Annotated in this window: 19 protein-coding genes; 4 read left to right on the forward strand and 15 right to left on the reverse strand. The window is 42.1% G+C overall.

Features of this window, described 5'->3' with window-relative positions; translation table 11 throughout:
* Positions 1-37 precede the first annotated feature (37 nt).
* Together NSQ26_RS09980 and NSQ26_RS09985 are read right to left on the reverse strand one after the other, a co-directional pair.
* A complete protein-coding gene (locus NSQ26_RS09980; RefSeq protein ID WP_499718044.1) occupies positions 38-502 on the reverse strand; it encodes a hypothetical protein in 465 nt (154 codons plus the stop codon).
* 83 nt (positions 503-585) lie between these two features.
* Positions 586-993: a YqxI family protein gene (locus tag NSQ26_RS09985; RefSeq protein WP_499718045.1), complete on the reverse strand. Its 408-nt coding sequence runs from the start codon at positions 991-993 to the stop codon at positions 586-588.
* Positions 994-1660: 667 nt separating this feature from the next.
* Here NSQ26_RS09985 and NSQ26_RS09990 point away from each other — a divergent pair.
* From NSQ26_RS09990 to NSQ26_RS10005, 4 genes are all read left to right on the forward strand, one after another.
* Positions 1661-2461 carry a DUF4240 domain-containing protein gene (locus tag NSQ26_RS09990; protein ID WP_499718046.1) on the forward strand — a complete coding sequence of 267 codons (801 nt, stop codon included), beginning with the start codon at positions 1661-1663 and terminating at the stop codon, positions 2459-2461.
* A 210-nt stretch (positions 2462-2671) separates the two neighbouring features.
* Positions 2672-3151, forward strand: a complete 480-nt coding sequence (locus NSQ26_RS09995) for a hypothetical protein (protein WP_499718047.1) — start codon at positions 2672-2674, stop codon at positions 3149-3151.
* 156 nt (positions 3152-3307) lie between these two features.
* Positions 3308-3550 carry a hypothetical protein gene (locus NSQ26_RS10000; RefSeq protein ID WP_499718048.1) on the forward strand — a complete coding sequence of 81 codons (243 nt, stop codon included), beginning with the start codon at positions 3308-3310 and terminating at the stop codon, positions 3548-3550.
* Positions 3551-3641: 91 nt separating this feature from the next.
* Positions 3642-3875, forward strand: coding sequence for a DUF7447 family protein (locus NSQ26_RS10005; protein WP_499718049.1), 234 nt, complete (start codon positions 3642-3644; stop codon positions 3873-3875).
* 1640 nt (positions 3876-5515) lie between these two features.
* Here the strand turns inward: NSQ26_RS10005 and NSQ26_RS10010 are convergent.
* The 13 genes from NSQ26_RS10010 to NSQ26_RS10070 form a co-directional block, all read right to left on the reverse strand.
* On the reverse strand, positions 5516-6685 hold the full coding sequence (locus NSQ26_RS10010) for an ATP-binding protein (RefSeq protein ID WP_499718050.1): 1170 nt from the start codon (positions 6683-6685) through the stop codon (positions 5516-5518).
* Between the two features lie 52 nt (positions 6686-6737).
* Complete coding sequence (locus NSQ26_RS10015; RefSeq protein WP_499718052.1) at positions 6738-7670, reverse strand: hypothetical protein; 933 nt, start codon at positions 7668-7670, stop codon at positions 6738-6740.
* Between the two features lie 84 nt (positions 7671-7754).
* Positions 7755-8069: a hypothetical protein gene (locus NSQ26_RS10020; protein WP_499718053.1), complete on the reverse strand. Its 315-nt coding sequence runs from the start codon at positions 8067-8069 to the stop codon at positions 7755-7757.
* 26 nt (positions 8070-8095) lie between these two features.
* The gene (locus NSQ26_RS10025; RefSeq protein WP_499718054.1) at positions 8096-8953 is read right to left on the reverse strand and encodes a YkgJ family cysteine cluster protein; all 858 of its coding nucleotides are present in this window, start codon (positions 8951-8953) and stop codon (positions 8096-8098) included.
* A complete protein-coding gene (locus tag NSQ26_RS10030) occupies positions 8928-9062 on the reverse strand; it encodes a hypothetical protein (protein WP_499718055.1) in 135 nt (44 codons plus the stop codon). The genes NSQ26_RS10025 and NSQ26_RS10030 overlap by 26 nt, the downstream gene beginning before the upstream one ends.
* Positions 9063-9083: 21 nt before the next feature.
* On the reverse strand, positions 9084-9656 hold the full coding sequence (locus NSQ26_RS10035) for a T7SS effector LXG polymorphic toxin (protein ID WP_499718056.1): 573 nt from the start codon (positions 9654-9656) through the stop codon (positions 9084-9086).
* An 18-nt stretch (positions 9657-9674) separates the two neighbouring features.
* A complete protein-coding gene (locus tag NSQ26_RS10040) occupies positions 9675-11168 on the reverse strand; it encodes a DUF6792 domain-containing protein (RefSeq protein ID WP_499718057.1) in 1494 nt (497 codons plus the stop codon).
* Between the two features lie 14 nt (positions 11169-11182).
* A complete protein-coding gene (locus NSQ26_RS10045; RefSeq protein ID WP_499718058.1) occupies positions 11183-11872 on the reverse strand; it encodes a YvcA-related protein in 690 nt (229 codons plus the stop codon).
* Positions 11873-11950: 78 nt separating this feature from the next.
* Positions 11951-12367, reverse strand: a complete 417-nt coding sequence (locus NSQ26_RS10050) for a YwqH-like family protein (RefSeq protein ID WP_499718059.1) — start codon at positions 12365-12367, stop codon at positions 11951-11953.
* Between the two features lie 58 nt (positions 12368-12425).
* On the reverse strand, positions 12426-16895 hold the full coding sequence (gene essC, locus NSQ26_RS10055; RefSeq protein WP_499718060.1) for a type VII secretion protein EssC: 4470 nt from the start codon (positions 16893-16895) through the stop codon (positions 12426-12428).
* The gene (gene essB, locus NSQ26_RS10060) at positions 16892-18211 is read right to left on the reverse strand and encodes a type VII secretion protein EssB (protein WP_499718061.1); all 1320 of its coding nucleotides are present in this window, start codon (positions 18209-18211) and stop codon (positions 16892-16894) included. The genes essC and essB overlap by 4 nt, the downstream gene beginning before the upstream one ends.
* 12 nt (positions 18212-18223) lie before the next feature.
* Positions 18224-18466 carry an ESX secretion system protein YukD gene (yukD, locus tag NSQ26_RS10065; RefSeq protein WP_499718062.1) on the reverse strand — a complete coding sequence of 81 codons (243 nt, stop codon included), beginning with the start codon at positions 18464-18466 and terminating at the stop codon, positions 18224-18226.
* A 79-nt stretch (positions 18467-18545) separates the two neighbouring features.
* Positions 18546-18839: a WXG100 family type VII secretion target gene (locus NSQ26_RS10070; protein ID WP_499718063.1), complete on the reverse strand. Its 294-nt coding sequence runs from the start codon at positions 18837-18839 to the stop codon at positions 18546-18548.
* Positions 18840-18899: the final 60 nt, after the last annotated feature.

Consider the following 18899-nt stretch of genomic DNA (forward strand, 5'->3'; position numbering starts at 1 on the left):
CCCTGCTAGAAAATATCTTTTGCAAGGGGGAGTGCTCCTATTTGTTCATCTGATGCCTTTCTTCTTCCATGTCATCTGATTCAATATCATCATTTATTTTCCTCCTAAAAAAGAAATAAACTCCTAACATCAAACATAAGTGTAAGAGCACAAGAGAATAGACAGGAATTCTTACGCCTTCAAAATTTATTTCGATGATATATATATATATGAAGGATAGTCCCCCATGAATATATATACCCGTTCCATTTTTACTGAATGCTTTTGACAACCAATCTATACCAAAAGAATCAAAAACACGCACAAAAATATTTACAATCTCAGCAACAACAACGTACAAGACAATAAAAATACTGAAAAAGAACAGTGAGAAAAACGAGTCTACTTCAATTGCAAGAAACGGAATAAAGGTGAAAAACGTTCCCGCGAGAAAAATAGCTGCAACATACATCAATATGATTGCCGCGAGTACCGCCGTATATCCAAGTACCTTTTTATACATTTTTTTGTTCTCCCCTTCCGTTTACTATGTATTATATGTTAGAAGAAAGCGCCCTTTAGAACAGGACGCTCTTTATTAACCGTTTACAAGATCCACCCAGCTACAATCTTTGCCAAGGTTTTTGCAGCTTTTTTAGGGATTCCCACCTTCTCGAATCCTGTAGCTATCGCTTTTTCAGATTTCGTCGAGAATTTATCCAGACCATCAGCCATTTTTTTAGAATACTTTTTTACCAGGTTAGCATTCTTTTTACTCAATGGTTTGATGATTTTACTTAGAATATCTCCTCCATGCCTTAACGCCTGTTTAATCGTCCAAAGTTTCCATCCTTGCTCTTCAATAATATCATCATCATATTTCCCGAGATCATCAAAGTCCCTTTTTAACTCCATGTTCGGGACACCGTCCGTGGAAGCGGATGCAAAAGAAGGCGCAACCAACATAAACATTACCAAAACTGACAAAGAAGCTAAAAACGATTTCATAACCATGACCAAAATTTCCCCCTTATTATATGTTTGTCATGGTATCAAAATAATACCACAACAAGAATCACAACGTCAACAAATGCATGCACATGAACTTCTTCAATCTACACCATTTTGACCACCCCCTAAACAAAGTATGTAGTTAACCTAAAGCATAACGAATAGGAATTTCTTTGTTAACGATAAGTTACTCTATAATGCAAGTTTAACACAATATTGATCAGTGTCTACAATAAGTTATCTTCTTTTTGCGACTTTAAATTACATAATAACCTAAGATAAAGTAGTGTTTTTTAGCGAATAAAGCATTTTATAGGTGTTAATTGTTTTTCTTAATCGTATAAAGTCGTAAAGTTTTTTGTTCGTTCGGTTAATTTTGTGATCATATAACAGTAATCATATAAGGTACCTATTGATAAATTATAATCCATTTGAAAATAAACCAACAAATAAATTTTTTCCTCAACATTTCAAAATTTCAGCTGCGCTTCCTTTCCTAACTGTGGGTTTTCTTGCCTTGTGACAGACTGTGCCTAGCGCCCCTTCTTTATTATTTTGGGAAACCCGCAAATAAATATCAGAAAAATCTCCAAAAAACCTTTACATACTATCATTATCATGATATAATAAGTATGTAAGTTAAAGTAAAACATACGGAGGCGGTAAACAAATGAATATGCAGACATTCTGGAAACTCATCGAACAATCAAAGACTAAACCGAAATACGATGGCCTTGGGTCAGAAACCAGAACCAAATGGTTGGAAAATGAATTACTCAATCGAGGTCTTGAAGACGCGGTATACGCTGAGGCGGCAATAGTAAAACTGAGATCAAAAATGTTCTCCAACGATACATTATCTCGAATTATACGTGACGAGGCGGTGGGAAAAAGAGACCTCCACTTCTCAGACGATATCCTGGGCGATATTATATCGGGAATCATACTAGAAGGGGAAAACGTCTTCATGAGTTCACTAAAAAACCCCAATTACTTACGAAATTACTTAGCTAAAGCGGTAACCATCCCGCGCGAAGATGATCTTTTTATGGCAGCGATACGCGCGGCAGATCGGCTAAGTGAAAACGAACAAACTACACACAAAATTAGACTGATCGCGAAAGAACAAATATCTCAAGAAATCTCGAAAACAAAGGAAACAACCGCTGTGTTAGAGGATCTTACCCCTGAAAAGCAACAAGAACTTGCGGAAATGTACTATACCTGGACAGAAATGATTGATTCCCTCGCCTGGTTAGAGAGCACAACAAAGGACATCCCGTATAAACGAGAAGAAATCAAGGAACTAAAAGAGGGTAAAGACCACCTAAAAAAGATCATCCTGGAATGGGGATTCAACTTAAACCCTACTAAGGGGCTACAGGACAGTAAGGGAACTATATCCGTACTAACAAGACAAGACCCAAACAACCCCCACGAACTAAGTTTTATTCTTCAACGAGATAACTAAACTGATTCAAGAATACCAATGATAAAGTGGGGCCTAGTGCCCTGCTTTATTTATGTAAAACATTACCACAATGGCACATCAGCCATGGCGATATTTTTGGAGAAACGCCAAAATAAATATCAGAAAAATCTCCAAAAAACCTTTACATACTATTATTATCATGATATAATAAGTATGTAAGTTAAAGTAAAACATACGGAGGCGGTAAACATGAACTACCCATCAGCAGCAACGAATACGGAAGCAGTAAGCAACTACACCCCAAAAATAACGTATACAACGTTCGTAGCAGTAGACAAAAAAGACGTAACAGGCTGGAACGGGGCCCTGGGCTGCTTCCGACTAAACGAAGGCTTCGGGATTTTAAACCTATACGAGTACCTAATAGATAGGGAGTACTTCTGGCCTAACGGCGGAATAGATATAAAAATCCTACGCGGTAAATTCGGCGGAGTTGCTACGAACGGAAAAGACATAGCGGAATACCCGGACATAGTCGCCGCGATTGACGCCGAAGAATTTTGCGGGCTACTAGAAACCATGTCAGAGGTACTAGACATACCGGTACCAAATTTCGGCGAACACGCCCATACCCGGCACGCACTATGGGAACTAGTTAAAAAATACCAACCATGGGGGGGCTTAATGCCCCCGCTTTATTTATTCGGTAATAAAGAGACGGTAACATGACTGAAACACTACTACGATTCTGCGACGGGGAAAGCAACTTAAGTTAGATAGACAAAACGAGATCGCGGGCTGTTATTAGGACAGCCCTTCCCGTAAACGTAAGAACAAACTTTACACTCCCTAATTAGTCATGTAAAATTCAGGATGAAAGGGAGCGTGATATTTATGATTGATAAAGAAGAACTAAGGGAATATCTGAAGGAAAACCTGTTAAATAAACACGAGGCAAGAGCGATAACAGGCCAATCGGCAGACGGCTTTAGACAGTCGGTGGAAACACATAAATTAACGCCTTTTTTTAAGACAGGGACCGGCCCAGGTACGATTAAACTCTATCTAAAAGAAGAGGTTGAAGCGTACGCCGTGCAAGTAAAGGAGCGCAGAAAACGCTATAAGTAATTCTCCGGAAAGGTATAAAAAGACTTTACATACTATTATTATCATGATATAATTAGTGTGTAAGTTAAATTAAACCCCGGAGATGAATCACATGAAACAACGCGAATTTAGCAAAAGGACCATGGACTTATTCCTCGCCATCGTCGAAACGGCAGCCGGACGGGAAGGGTATTTCATTGTTCAAGAACACTGCGGAAATGACGACGGGCGCTTCTACGTACGACGCTACAACCTTGACACCTCCGCTGGCGACCGTGTGGACGAGCTAGACTTTGAAACCTACGAAGCGGCTGAAGCGCATCTACACAAGATCGCGAAAAAATAGCGCACGCCAGAGGGGCTCTGCCCCCCTGCTGCTCGTCCGACAAAGGTTTATAGGCCTATGCCCTAGTAGCGTTGGTATTGTGTGGTACATCTCCTGTTACTTTTCACGCCAGGAAGCAATAATCCTGGCGTGTTTTTTTGTTTGCTTTTTTATCCGACAAATCCCGGATCTATGTTAATATAGAACCATTAACAGGAAAAGCACCGACTAAAATAGAGCAGCCATGCACCAATTAAACCATATGAGCTTCTTGTAGATGAGAGATAAATAAATCTGACCTGCGACGTTAATCGTGCAGATCCCAACGTCAAGATGTCTTTATATACTAAAACTATTAAGGAGGGAGACATATTGTCAAGGATAGACTTAACAGGAAAGGTATATGGAAGATTGACCGTCTTAAATGAAGCAGAACCACGAGGGAATAACCGTTACTGGCACTGCAAGTGCTCCTGCGGCAATGAAAAAATAATTTATATGGGATCATTACGATCTGGAGAAACGAAGGCATGTGGATGCTTACGAGGAGATGCAGCAAAGAGAAAATTCAAAGATTTAACAGGCGCAAGGTTTGGCAAACTAACAATCATTAAAAGGGCTCCCAATAGAGAAACAACAAATCACACATACTGGGAATGCAAATGTGATTGCGGAAACGTCACTCACGTAACTGCAAACTCTCTAAGGCGAGGAACAACAACGTCTTGCGGATGCAAACAAAATAGACCTCGTACTATAAATTAGGCTCAAAATATAATTTTATATGAACACATTAGAGGTGCGTATAAATAAATGACTAAAAAACTAATCGACCCATTAACAGGACAAGCGCCAACTAATAAAGCTGAGGAGACAACAAAGAACGCAGAAAGCAGGAGATACACCGACCTTGCCGGTGAAAAATTCGGCAGATTAACAGTGCTGAAAGGAATAGAGCCACGAAATGGGAGACGATACTGGCTTTGTCGGTGTAGCTGTGGACGAGAAAAAGAGATTCTTGGGTATTCTCTAAGAAATGGGAAGACACGATCGTGTGGGTGTTTAAGAATAGAGATGTATCATAATCGAAAACTAATGGATCTTACCGGACATCAGTATGGTAAACTTACCGTCTTGAAAGAAGTTGACAGACGCAATAACCTAAGATACTGGCTTTGCCGATGCACTTGTGGGAAAAAGAAAGAAATTCCTCAAACATCGCTTCGAAGTGGACTCAGTAAGTCGTGCGGCGGCTGTCTACTCGATCTCACCGGGCAGACTTTTGGCCGATTAACCGTCTTGAAAGAAGCAAAGCAGCGTAATAAACATAGATATTGGCTTTGTCAGTGCACTTGTGGACACAAAAAAGAAATCTCTCAACCCAATCTGAGGAGCAAGAGTACAACATCTTGTGGGTGCTTACTCAAAGATATACACCGAGCAAGACGTGGAGCATACTTAACTGGGCAACAAATCAACCATTGGACAGTCCTCGAAGAAGCACCACCGCGACGAACCGTGCGCTACTGGCGTTGTCGATGCGTTTGCGGTACAGAAAGAGACGTGGCACAAAGAACACTTAATAATGGAAAAAGCAAATCATGTGGATGCCGAGGTAAAAGGCGACAGGAAATATAACTATAACCCTAGTCTCCTTTTATTTACTGTCCCTTACGAAATTTCTCTAACCATTTATTCAGAACATAGCCTGTACGAAGACGTTCTTTATATAATTCGTTTAGTGACTTGTCACCAGTCCCAATGGTAGCATAATAATTGCTAGAAGCTATTCCATCCTCAATAGCGCTGTAATTTCTTTTGACGTATTTTTCGAATTCATCTTTCTCTTGAACCGAATCATACACGAGGACCACTTCCATGAATTTATCTCGTGCTGCCCTTGCTTGATGATTGGTTTCATCATAAAAGAAAAGGTGCAGCCGATAAAGATTGCTGTCGAAAATAAAATATCGGTAATCAAATGATGCTTCTAGCCCGTCCTCACTAACACACTTAAACCTCCACTCGGGAACAGGAGTACTATATCTATCACCATCAAGGCCAACAAATTCATATTTAGTTAACACAGTTCCTTGACATTTTACCTTTAACATTGAGAAAAATGTGTCTGGATTGATCATCACATAAGAATAGCATTGATGCTCATTCGGATCATACTTACCGAGAGTTCGATCGAGCACTAACTCCGGCCTATAGATATTATAATAATAGGAACCCGCCTCACTATCTTGTTTATTCCACTCCTCACGATATTGCAGCCGATCGTATATGTATTCAAGTGGAGCTTTCAATAAACCTAACCTCTTTTTCCACAACTTCTCAATGTCCTGAATGTCAGCATTTGCGCCATTAGGGGTGTTTTTATCACCAGTTCTAGTGTAAATGCACCCTTGCTCTATCTTATGCTTTTCCCCCTTCTTGTTAGGATATGGTTGTTTTAAATAGACCGGCGTCTTTTCCATGTTTTCTACAATAAGAACATCAAGCTCTACTCTTTGAACTTCGATACTCTCTACCGAAATTTTTGGCACATTATCTCCTGCAAAATGAATGTTAGAAAGCGTATCTAGTATATCAGCCTGCTTCCTTCGCTTTTCTATCTCTTTCATCCCAACAACATTACAATTATCGTCCACACCAAATATAATGTAACAATCTTTATCGTGCGGTGTGTTGGAAAAACATATAATATCCTTAATCAAATCTGCCTTCTTTTCTTTTTCATACCACTCTTGCTTAAAATCCCAGTACTCACCTTCCTTACCTTTTGACAAAAGGCGTTGGACTGTGCCTCTCAATGTTTTATTCATTCAATTTCCCCCAGTAAATATTGTCTTATCATACCTCTGGCTACCGTCATTTTCATGAGCTTTTTTGTTCAATCTTTTCGTCATCCAAATGTTTTTCTATGACTTCTTCTAACCGCTTTAATTTTGCAGCTTCTGTGAAGCGTTCAAATACACGCAGAGATGAATATATGACGGACCCTGCATAAAGGAACACTATAGTCATCTGAAGCGATAAATCTTTAATCATATTCATCACACCTTCTACGCCGTATTTCTCCCATGATTCTGGATCATTTAATGCCGCGGTAAAAAGAAAAACTGGCGCAGTGACAACAGCGGCCGCTACTATCGCAATAACTACATTTCTAAAAAAAGAGGGTAAGGAACGCTTCTCTGCATCTGCTCTCTGAGCTCTCACCCGTGGCAACAAGCGATTCTCTATCGTAGAAAGCTGCCAGTTACGATTGGATGAAATCTTTTTAAACGCTTTCAACATAAATTGATACGAATAATTACAATATAACTCGCCAAGTCCAGCCATTCGGCTTTTATGACCATAGATAACGGCTGCTACAAGTGAAGCAATAATAAAAATTGTTTTCATCACCGTCCCTAAACCTTCTACCCCAAATGCCACAAGGAGTGAGTATAAACCTGCTAGAATCAAAAGTAAGAAGGAAAATATTGTTTTTATCACGCCAATAATCTTTGAATTCATCTTGGCAAAATGTTTACTCTTTACTAAGTAAAAATAAAACCCTGCTGCGATAACAAAAGGACCAAACCAAAAGAGAATTTCTTGTATCAAACTGTAGTTATTTCCTAATTTCCCCACCGACACTTTCAATATTCCTATTCCGAACATCCCCACCGTAAGCAGAAATCCTACACAAGCCCAAATATACAGCCAAGCTGTATGAAATGCTTTCTTGCACGCAGTAGAAAAATATCGATAGTACAAATTCACTATTTCCAGCACTTCAGATGTCATTCTCTGCTCACCCATGTACTTCATCTCCTTTTCGCTCTCTCAACTTCAGTTCAATCGCTAATCTTTCTTTTAGTCCTTATAAAAGACCAGCGATTGTGCCTACTTATCCATCAACAATCCCAGAACCTTCTTCAAGATTTCTTCTTTCTCATCAACATCAGCAGAATTCGGAATCTCCTTCAACGTGAGTCGAATCTCAAACTGATTCCCTTCATCCTCTAAAAAGTCGGCAATCTTCTTCAGTCGTTTGCTCAAAACACCCCCTCGATAAGTCCCTAACAGGCTAGTCTCTGATAAACCATGAGGCGCGGCATCATGGTTCTCTTTTCTCTCCACGACCTCTTCAACCGCCTCTATCGTTGCAGCAACTTCACTGCCTACACCAGATATAACCGCTGGTAGTACGTCGTTCATATTATAAGACCTCACTTTTTCCAAAGCTATCGCTTTCCAAGATTACCTAATAACCTATCAATACGTGCATCCAAGAATATTCTACCATTTAACTCTTCAATAGCCCTATCAAAATTTAACGGCTTATCATGATTATACCGGGCTATCTTCTTTCCTGTTTGCTTATAAAAAAGATAAAACCAATAAAAAATAGGGTATGGCCTTCTTGAATGCACTTCTTTCGTATAAGGGTCCTCAAGGTTGCTGATTCTCTCTATATTTATATTCTCTTCAATAGCATCTGGATGCGTTTCTATGAAACGGCCATTAACAGTGATAAAATCACAAATATATCTTTTTCCATTTTCCGCCTCTCCATAATGGAATGATCCATGCGTGCGGCAAATGAAAGGGCGCTCTTTATAAACTGAACAAGACTGATTCTCTACATCTAGCAATGGACACGGAAAAACATTTCTTTTCCTACTATTTGCGTAGTAATACGCGTCTTTTTCTAATACCTCTACATCAGTATTAGCATCCCCCTCTAAACGGCTCCACACATCAGGGCTGTACTCCATCACATGCTGGCACTGCTGCAATGCAATATCGTACACCCTCTCTACTTTTTCAGCAGGCCATTTTTTCATTGCTCTCATTATCCATTCAAACTCCACTTCTGATATTGCGAAATCATCGTGGCAACATATAAAGCATCCTTTTTGACAAGGACTATTTTGCTCTATTTTTGTGCGATACTCTTCCTTCTTCTTATCCAAAGATAAATAGTTTCGAAGTAAATGCGCCGCCCTTGAATCGGGGTGTACATCTGAATGACACTTCTTGATTTTGCGGCCGCTCCCACAAAAGCAAGGATCCTTAGGCGAGTACTTTTTTCTCTTCATGACAATCATTCCTCTCTTTATGCTCTAAAGCCCGAAGCCGCGCTATCAACTCCATCTTCTTATCAATATGACGATCCAGATATGCACGGAATTCTTCTACGTCTATCACGCGCATATCCTCTCCTAACGGCTACGCCAGCTTCCCTATTGCTGATACAAACTCGGATAACTGGTCGCGCGTTTCTCGTACCGTCGTCCGGTTCGAACCATCGCAAAACAATAACTGCTCCGACAAATTATCAACCTGACAACGCGCGCTGGCTGTCGCTTCAAGCAGTTCATTCATGTGATACGACTTGGCATCAATCAAATCACTTATAGAATTCGCAATCCCCTTTACTTCTTCTACAAGCTCTTCTGTCGCATCTTCGAGTGTATTCAGGCCATCAGGAATATCATCTGTAAAAAAGGAGTCACGCCAAAGCGCGGTCTTATTGTCCATGCGCTCAAGGTATGTCGCGACCTTGTTCAGCGCCGCTACGTATATCTCGCTGAACGCCTTTTGTTTTTTGATGGACGGGACGTGAATCTCGTTATAACGTTCCGTTAAAGCAGTCGCCCCTTGTCCTTCCCACAAGCCCTTAAAGTTCTTCAGATTTTCCGCCGTGGTTTCCAGACGGGCAGCGGCTTCTAAAATCGCCCCGTGTCGTTTGATTTCAGCTTCAAGGAAGCTATGTACTTCCCCAAAATCCAATACCTTCATGTTACGTTTCTCCCCTTTCTACCCCATCGCGCTAATGCTGCTTGCCATTTCCTCGTCCTGATCCCAATACTCCTGTATGATTTTCTTCTGCTTCTCTACCTCTTCGATGATCTTTTCCATCCACATTTTTACTGCATCTTCAAACTCTTCTTTGATCGCTAACATCTGGCTCGTCATGTTCATCTTAGTAACAGTAATCTCCGCGCCGTGATCTGTTTGAACTAGACCTAGAAAATCTTCCGCTGCAAATTGATACTGCTGGAAGCCATTCAATGTATCTACTGCTAACAGCACTCGTTTACCGGCACCGCTCGCCGAGAGGGCACCTCTTAATAGAGAATAAAACAATCCTGTACGGTCTGTTCGCATTACGGACTCGATAAATGAAAAGGATTCGCCTACGCGATCAGGGGTCATGTATGATATAGCTTCAGCTACGTAAAATTCCGCAATGACCACTTTCATGTCGTGTAAGTCCATTTGATCCATATAAGCATACATTTCACGAATTGTTTGCTTGATATGTGGGTCTTCTAGCAATAACGCCAAGGCGGGTATATATTGCATATTGCTGACTCCGAGTCCAATCAAATCGAAAATCGTCAAATTCTCGATAGCATTAGCAATCTCATCAGTGGAGCTGTTACGCCCCGTTCTCTCAAGCCAAGCAAAAACCGCTTCCAATACTTGGTGGTAGAGGTATTTATCTATACCATATTTCCCTGTTGCGTATGTTTCCAGCAAGTTTGGAAACTCAGACACGCCCCCATAGTCACCAAGCATTGTGATCCTCCCAAAATACTGCGTGAACGGGATCGTTTGTGCGTACAAAGGTTCACCTTTGACGCGAAGATGTTTAATGTTACTGATTTCTTTTTGATAATAGCTTTTGGCTAGCTCGGTGAGTTCTTGCTCGGATAGGGAGTCGATGTCCTTTTTTCCAGTTACACGAACGATATGATCGCCAAAGCCCCTATCCAATTTTGCCAGTTGTTTTAAATGCACTGGGGCTGCATTTAAACCACGAACATCTGTAAAACCCTTTTCTAGCAACGCCAACGTCACAATCACATGACCACCTAGCGAGTGCCCATCACCATAGCGTTCAATATTGTCTACATCTTTAGACGAAACTTTTGCGGCAATCTTCGCTTCTACTTTTTCATAAAATTCTAAGGCATCTTCAATTTGAGCGTCGTCTTCACCAGCAGTTACTCCCAATCCATCATAAGTAATATCGTGCCAACTATCTAGTTGGGTCCCACGAGCAACGTAATAAACCTCATTTCGTCCCGATTCCTTGTTGTAGATGTGTACAGCGGCGCCATCAAATCCAGACTTATCACCAATTTTTCCATCAATGTTTTTGCCACCACTCGTGTAAACCGTAATGTCCTTAGGATTCACACCCTTAATGTTATGCTCTTTCAATAACTTCTCAATTGTTTTTTCATCAATATCACCATATTGTTTCTGTACAAGCGCGTTGCGGAATGACTCTGGAAGTGCCATATTATTTCCTCCTGTTAGCGAAATTTGATGTTACGAATAAATGTATAAAAAAAGCTGGCTTCTTCCTCGCCGTTGTTACCACATGCTGATTCGTCTTCGTTTGGACAATATAACCTATAATCTACAGTTAAAAATTTGTCCCCCTTCTTGTTTTGAACCAAGGCAAAATACTGATTAGCGTAACTGTCCTCAGGATCAGTAATAACTGCCTGTTTATCTTTTAAATCGTAGTTGGAGGCACCGTAGTATATGATGACATCTTCGGTTTCAACCTTTTTATGTCGATCGTTATAACTGACATCCTTCAATAAACGACGTAGTTTTGAATCAATATTGCTTTGGGTCATCGAACCCCTATACATCACGTAGATCATTCCTGAAAACACATCATCGCTTTTCTCTTCATTTTCTCTTTCATACATGCTTAACCACTCATAATGATCTGTGCTCACATACATTTGAGCATCATCAGATAAATAATACCCCTCAGGAAACCACATCGTATAATGCCCATTCTCCGATTCAAAGAAATGAAACCCGTCATCCACCTTTACATCACGATCAATAAATTTGCTTGTGAACTCATCGTCCAATGCAATATCTCCTGTTTTGCTCTGTTGGTTTGCCAACACAATCCCTCCCACTGCTAATACAATGATTCCTACAATCAAGACGATTGTCTTCCACCATGTTTTCCAAAACAATGTACACTCCACCTCTCTTCATCTCCTGCACCTATGTATTCATTATGTACATAATGGCAGAAAGATTCAACCACGAAATCAACTTGACTCACTCGCTTTCGCCGCTTCAAACCGGCGTTGCTGGCGGTTTAGCGTCTTCAATTCTCGCTCTCGCCATCCTGCCTGAGCCGAGCAATACCGAATGCCTGAATCCGCATTGGCGATTGCGTCTTGAATCAGTTCTCTTAAATCCGCAATACGCTGTCTTCCTTTTGATTGTCCTTCTTTCATCGATTCCCGGTATTCTTCGTGTTTGTCTGCCTTTCTTCCTTTCCACTGGGCAGAGTTGATTGCTGGGTCTTTGATTAAAGGTGCATGCCCGTCGAGCGTCCCTTCACTGCTTGACAATTGTGTTCTTGCCTTCTCAAGCCGTGCTTTTCTTCCTTCAAGCATTTCTTTTTGGTCTTTAAACTGTTGTACTTCTCGTTCTCTCATTCTGATTCGTCCTGCATACATGATCCTCGCCCCCTTTGGGATGTTCTCCCGTCTACCTGACTAGACGGGAGACAGCTTTTTATACGTGCTCTGGAATTTTCATTCTTGTGCGCTCTGTACCATTTACGTAGTAGCCCATACCTGGTTTCAGCGCTTCGCGGTCATTTTTTAGTCCTTTGAATACCGTTTGATCCGTTGGGTTGACTAACACAACGCCGTGCCGTGTCATTTTTAATTCAGATGTAAACTCGTTGCCTGCCGCAAATTCTCCCGAGGTCCCTGCCACAAGCAACCTCAATCCTAAATGTCTGCCGGACTTGACTATCTCAGCAAGCGCATTCGCTGTTTCAGAGTTACTATGTTTATCCAAATCGCCCGTGATGTTTCGCGACATCTTCGGTAGGTCGTCAATCACAACTAGGATCGGTTTAAACGTTGGCAATGCGCCTCCATTGCTAAGCGCTTCTTTATACAGTTGTTCGCGCGCTTTGAATTCGGTGAAGAAATCCTCTAACCATGCCAGTGTCTCTTCTTCTGTTGCGATCAAACGCACATTGTCGTGTGTGATAAATTTCTTCAGCGTGAACTGTGGATTGTCGCATAGCACAATTTCTTCGAGTTCTTCCATCTCTTGCGCATATGATAATAGCACTTTGAGCGTGTTTGTCTTTCCGGTGCCTGGACTTCCGACAACCATACAATATTCGTGTGTGTAAATTGGCTTGACCGTGATCTCGTCTAGTCCTACCGGGATTTGCCCATCTTGTAACTTCGCCCACGTGGTACGGAAGTCTTCGAGCGTCAATTCTGCTGGCAACATCGCCATGCCTTGTGGGCGGTCTTCTTTTTTGTACTGCTTATTGATAGCCGCCACTTTGGCTTTCACCGCTGCCCAAAGTTCCGTCTCTGTCTTGCCTTCTATCGGCAAGTACATTTGCGCAAATTCGGTTGCTTTTCGTTTGATCATCACCCGTCCTGGAACTGGTTCGATTTCAAACTTTGTTTGATCGAGTATCGTTTGCATATCGCTTTCATTAACCATGTAGTGCACAATCTTCATCGGCATGTTGTTTCGTAGGGAAGATTTCACGACACCAGACACTTGTGTCGCCGTAAAGATGAGGAACACACCGTGCGCTTGGCCATCACGTGCAATTTGGACAAAACGCGCGTCGAGTGGTTCAAATTCTTCTTTGACAAGGTCATAGTTATCAAGTACAACATAAATCGCTGGTAAAGGCTCCTCCGCCATCTCGTTATACATGCGGATGTTACTCATTTCATTTTTAAAGAACAAGTCACGGCGACGGTCAATCTCTTCTTCGATGAAGTCCATCATCTTCGCAATTTTTTGGTCGTCATCCATTTTCGTATAGTCGCCCGTGTGCGCTAACTGCATGAATGGTAAGAGTGAGCCATTTCCAAAGTCAAAGATGTAGTAATGCAATTCGCGAGGACTAATGACTTGTGCCATAGACAACATCAATGTCATGACTGACATCGACTTCCCGTAACCGCCCGAACCGAATACGGCCACGTTTGTGTCCTGCATCCACTCATAATAAACAGGATATTGTTGTTGCCGCTCTGGATCATCTGCTAATGCAATAGGCACTCTGATGTGCCCATCTTCTAACTTGTATTCCGGCTGTAAGATATGGTCTTCCAGCGGATCAATCCACGGGCTATCGGCTTTTGTAATGTCCAGCTTTTCTGTTGTCGCGGCAATTTCTTTTACAACCGCTTCAATCTCGGTCACACCTTTTTCTTCTTTTTTCTTTGGTTGGGTGCCCGAAATCATCTTTAACCCTAAATCCGTTACAATCGCAATGTCATCTTCGCCTTGGCGCATTTCTTTCATGTAAGGTGCACCAGACCAAGCACTCTGGAACAAGTCGTATTGTTCGTTGTTTCCGATCTGGAGATAACCGCGACCAGTTTCAGTGATGCTTGCAGCATCGTTGTTCTTTAAAATTTCTCTTGAATCTTCTTCGTCTTGTACTTTGAGTGCAACCTTGAAACGTGAGTTACTCCAAATTTGACCATCCACAACGCCTTTTGGTTTTTGCGTCGCAAGGATTAAGTGCACCCCAAGGCTTCGGCCAATTCGCGCTGTCGAGACAAGCTCTTTAATAAAGTCTGGTTCCTCTGCTTTTAGTTCCGCAAACTCGTCACTAATGATAAAGAGGTGCGGCATCGGTACATAAGCAACTTTCCGGTTATACAAGTCCATGTAATCGTTAATGTGGCTGACGGTATGTTGATCAAACAACCGCTGGCGCTTTTTTAGCTCACTCTTAATCGACATAAGCGCACGAAGCGTGAAGTTTTGGCTTTCATTGATATTGGTGATGACACCTAATAAGTGAGGGATGTTTTTAAATGGTTGCGCCATCCCGCCACCTTTATAGTCGATGAGTAAAAATGCCACTTCATGGGGATGATAATTGACCGCTAACGATAAGATGTACGTTTGTAGGAATTCAGACTTACCGGAACCCGTTGTACCTGCAAGCAATCCGTGTGGACCATGCGCTTTCTCGTGGATATTCAACTCTAAAAGGTCATCTTTCGTCTTGTAGCCGATCGGCACCGACATCGACTCTGAACTGTTGTTGTTTTTCCAGCGGTGACCAATTTGCAAGTCTTCCACTTTATCTACGTCAAACATTTGCATAAACGACACCATGTCTGGGATCGAGCGCATCATGCCCAGCTTATGATCCAACGCAAAGAGTGTGCGCGCAAATGTGGTATTGGTTTCAGGCGTTTGGGTATCAAAGTGAAAAGGTTGGTGCTTTGCCTTTTTCTCTTGTAAAACGATCTCTCCTTCGCTGTCATTCACCGCCTGTACAATCGTATGCACGTGCTCCGACAAGTTTTCCGCTTCTTCGGTCAAGAAGAGAACAGAAAAGCTCAAGTGCTTATCAGGCCCTTCTAAATACTCCATGATCGCATGCTCACCAATTAACGAGCGGTTTGCGACAAGGAAAATCACATGCGGTGAAAATTGCTTTAATCTGTTTGAACTAAAATTACCGGTGTCCTCTTGTTGGAGGTCGCGCTCCCGAAGCATTTCATAGAGTGAGTTTAACAACTGATCACGTGTTACTTCATTGTAAATAAATCCTCGTGCATGTTTGCCTGGCAACTGAAAATGCGGGAGCCAACGCATCCACGCCCACGTGTCGTATTCTTCTTCGTCCAACACTGCCACAAACCGTAAGTCGTGGTAGCTATGCGCAAACGCGAGCTGTCCAACAATTTGTGCGACTTCCCGTTGCACAATATGGCGATAACCAATGTATCCGGTCGCGCCACGAGATAAGTTTAAGCGTAGTGGTGCATTTTTCACATGTGAATAGGCTTTATAGAGCTGATCGGCTCGTTCCAGAAGGTCATCGCGATCACGATTCGATAAATCGCCGCCTGGTTCAGACAGTTTAAAGCTGATTGGAATATCAGACCGCCCGACTCTCACATGCAAGAAGTCGTCATCAGCGCTCGTCTTCTCCCAAATGCGGCGGTTCAAATGGTGCGTCATATGCTTGATTTCCTCAAAATCGGGAAAATGGTAATGTAGCGCATGGGATTGTTTTTTCGTCATCTCGTGCAATTCATCGCGCTTTTCATCCATATAGCGCTTGTATACCCGTTCGCGTTTCTCGACTTGTTTTTTATGTTGTTTCTTTCCGTTGAAGTGACGCACGATCGAAACAATAATCGTCGTCGTGAACATCGTGATTGAAATGATAATAAAAATCCCGCGCGGAATGAGTGTCATGACTAAGATCATGACTAAAAGCATCACCGCTGGTGGCGCAATTGTAATCCACAATGACGGCCTGTTGTCTTCTATTTCTTGTGTTGGAAAGGAGAACTTCACTTGTTCTTCCGGCTCTTCATACACCATCCTAGGTGTTCGGCGATATACCGGGTAATGCTTTTTCGTTGGTGATGTTGGTTTGGCGACGGTGGACAAGTCTGTTTCATATGGCGTACGTGCTTCGATGTTGAGTAAGTCTCCCTCTTCAATGACGAAGGAATGAAAACCAACAGACAAAACATCCCCGTCTTGCATGACCGTTTGCTTGTCAATTTGTTTGCCATTTATATAGGAAGAAACAGGTGCATCTTTCTTCGGTTGAAACGCCCATTCACCGCTTAACTTGTGAAAGAGTGTGCCGATCTCTCCTGTCTCGTCACCTTGGAAAATCACATCTGCCTGTTCAACTGATCCGGTGGCAATTGTGATCGTCTTTCGTTGACCAATGTAATACAGTTGCTTTTGAACAGCGGCATTCGTCAAGACAAAGGTTAGATCGTGGTATTCGTGCGGTTCATTTGGAGCAAGTGTCATTGTTTCCTTGCCATTTGTGAGTACACACGCACCTTTGTCGTCGGTCATTTGCGCATGCAGTGTTGTCTCCCCTACAGACGAGATGAGCATATCGACAGCATCACCCGTACCAATCGAAACGGATTTTTCACCGACGATGATCTTTTGAAAGGTTTGGTCGTAAAACACCCATAATGCTTGTTCGGTCATGACTCATCACCATCATCTTTTTTGTCTTTCTTTTTATCTTCCTTTTCTTCCCCATCCGGCGCTTCTTCTTCAACTTCTGGTTCTTCTTCCACAGCAGGCGCTTCTTCTACAGATGCAGGAATAGACTTCTCTTCTTCTGCCATTTCATCACGCACTTTTTGGTACTCGGCAATCTCCGCATCAATTTCTTTGATCTTTTCCTCGCGCTCTTTGCCGGATAGACTTTTATCATTGCGGATTTGTTCACGCCATTTGATGTTTGCATAAGCGATCCATTCTTGCATACTCAAGGAACGTGCAAGGTCAATTGCCTCTTCGTTTTGACCGCGGCCAATCGCAATCCAGTAGTCAAATGTCTCTTCTGGCGCTCTTGTCACAAGCACGTTTCTTAAATTTTCTCGCTGGTCATCCTTTAGCATTTCTACTGCCACGTACGATTGCGCCAACTGATATTTGACTGGGCCTGGCATTTGATTCACACTATAAGGCTCTAACGTGTCAATAACCTTGCTATAATTATCCTCCACAAACGCTGCACCACTCTCGATAAATGCTTCTTGTCTAGGATTAACAAACGCGAGGGAATAGACGACATACACCAAAGCAAGTCCAAGCACGACGCCCCCGCTCCATAGCGACCATTTTTGTGCTTTCCACTTCTTGATTGGCACACGCTGCAATTCTTTTTCTGCGGATTTATGCTTCTTAATCCAGCCCTGTACGAGTTCGAGATATTCTTCGGCAGTCGTTTGTTCCATGAACTTCTTCGCTTTTTCGGATAGGTTGATCGTGCCCGTGTAATTTAGATATTCTTCAAAGCGATGCGCCCCGTCCAGTATCACGAGTAACGTTGCGCGAAGTTCTCCCAACAACTTTTCATCCGTCTGCTTTTTATAAGGCGGCAAGCTCTCTTCTACACCGTAATGAATAAAGGATATATGTAATCCGTCATCTATGAGTAAATTTTCAGGGCAGATGATTAAATGTAGGCGCGGGCTTGTGTGTTGCATCACCGCTTGAATGATCGAGTGGGCAATGAGTAGCTTATTGTAGTCTGTTTCTGTTCTCATCGCGCCGTAAGGCTTCATCCCTTTTTGCGGTCGGACCGTCATACATAATTCATGTTCCACACGTGACCATTCTCTTGTGATTCGTGGGTCATAATCCTTGTATACGCCTAGTTCTTCTTCATCAGTTAAGCGTAACTTTGATGCTTGAAACCGTAATGTATATGTATCTTGTTCTTTGTCGCGCTCAAACCGTGCGGCTGTTTCTTCTTCTAAATAAAGCCGCTTCTTTTTTTCTTTCTCTTCCATATTTGCTTCCCCCTATAAAATCTCTAAATGATCGCCACTACTGACGCCACTGTCTGCGAGCACTTCACTGCCCGACAGCATACGTTTCTTATTTTGAATACGCACCCAGCCGCCCTCGCGTCGATCTATTTGTGGTAATCGTTCCAGCTTCCATACAATATCAATTAATTTTTTCGCGGTATGTTGATCTGATATTCTTAAATCCAGCGTTTTCTTTTTATAATGGTGTAAATTGATCGTTACTTGAATATACATCGTTCCTCATTCCCCATTCATTATTATGTAAGCACAAAGGCGCAACTCTATAAAAATTGCGCCTTTGACCTAATGTAGATTATCCGCGGATTTGACTTGCCATTGTGTTGTCGTTTTCTTCGACGTTGTTTGCATATTGCTTCAACATGTTAGAAAAGCCTTCTGTTTCTTCTTGCATGTTCAACAAGAATGGTTTCCGCTCTTCGTATTTTTCGATGTACGCGCTGTTAGACGCACCTTTCCAGCTACTGCCAAGGAAACCAATAATCCCATCATAATCACTGATCATGCGGCCAATGTCCTCAGCCAAATTTTGAATTTTAAGTGCTTGTTCACGTAGCTCTTCCGGTTTCGCATCAATATGTCCTGCCATGTAAATCTCCTCCTCTAATTGGATCATGTAATGAAAATGTAACAACAACGCTTACATTAC

Source organism: Bacillus sp. FSL W7-1360 (assembly GCF_038592975.1).
Lineage (GTDB): Bacteria > Bacillota > Bacilli > Bacillales > Bacillaceae_D > Shouchella > Shouchella lonarensis.

Bases quoted from the DNA above. Each gene is read 5' to 3' on its own strand.
- NSQ26_RS09980 (WP_499718044.1), bottom strand. From the start codon at position 502: ATGTATAAAAAGGTACTTGGATATACGGCGGTACTCGCGGCAATCATA.
- NSQ26_RS09985 (WP_499718045.1), bottom strand. From the start codon at position 993: ATGGTTATGAAATCGTTTTTAGCTTCTTTGTCAGTTTTGGTAATGTTT.
- NSQ26_RS09990 (WP_499718046.1), top strand. From the start codon at position 1,661: ATGAATATGCAGACATTCTGGAAACTCATCGAACAATCAAAGACTAAA.
- NSQ26_RS09995 (WP_499718047.1), top strand. From the start codon at position 2,672: ATGAACTACCCATCAGCAGCAACGAATACGGAAGCAGTAAGCAACTAC.
- NSQ26_RS10005 (WP_499718049.1), top strand. From the start codon at position 3,642: ATGAAACAACGCGAATTTAGCAAAAGGACCATGGACTTATTCCTCGCC.
- NSQ26_RS10010 (WP_499718050.1), bottom strand. From the start codon at position 6,685: ATGAATAAAACATTGAGAGGCACAGTCCAACGCCTTTTGTCAAAAGGT.
- NSQ26_RS10015 (WP_499718052.1), bottom strand. From the start codon at position 7,670: ATGGGTGAGCAGAGAATGACATCTGAAGTGCTGGAAATAGTGAATTTG.
- NSQ26_RS10020 (WP_499718053.1), bottom strand. From the start codon at position 8,069: ATGAACGACGTACTACCAGCGGTTATATCTGGTGTAGGCAGTGAAGTT.
- NSQ26_RS10025 (WP_499718054.1), bottom strand. From the start codon at position 8,953: ATGAAGAGAAAAAAGTACTCGCCTAAGGATCCTTGCTTTTGTGGGAGC.
- NSQ26_RS10035 (WP_499718056.1), bottom strand. From the start codon at position 9,656: ATGAAGGTATTGGATTTTGGGGAAGTACATAGCTTCCTTGAAGCTGAA.
- NSQ26_RS10040 (WP_499718057.1), bottom strand. From the start codon at position 11,168: ATGGCACTTCCAGAGTCATTCCGCAACGCGCTTGTACAGAAACAATAT.
- NSQ26_RS10050 (WP_499718059.1), bottom strand. From the start codon at position 12,367: ATGTATGCAGGACGAATCAGAATGAGAGAACGAGAAGTACAACAGTTT.
- essC (WP_499718060.1), bottom strand. From the start codon at position 16,895: ATGACCGAACAAGCATTATGGGTGTTTTACGACCAAACCTTTCAAAAG.
- essB (WP_499718061.1), bottom strand. From the start codon at position 18,211: ATGGAAGAGAAAGAAAAAAAGAAGCGGCTTTATTTAGAAGAAGAAACA.
- yukD (WP_499718062.1), bottom strand. From the start codon at position 18,466: ATGTATATTCAAGTAACGATCAATTTACACCATTATAAAAAGAAAACG.
- NSQ26_RS10070 (WP_499718063.1), bottom strand. From the start codon at position 18,839: ATGGCAGGACATATTGATGCGAAACCGGAAGAGCTACGTGAACAAGCA.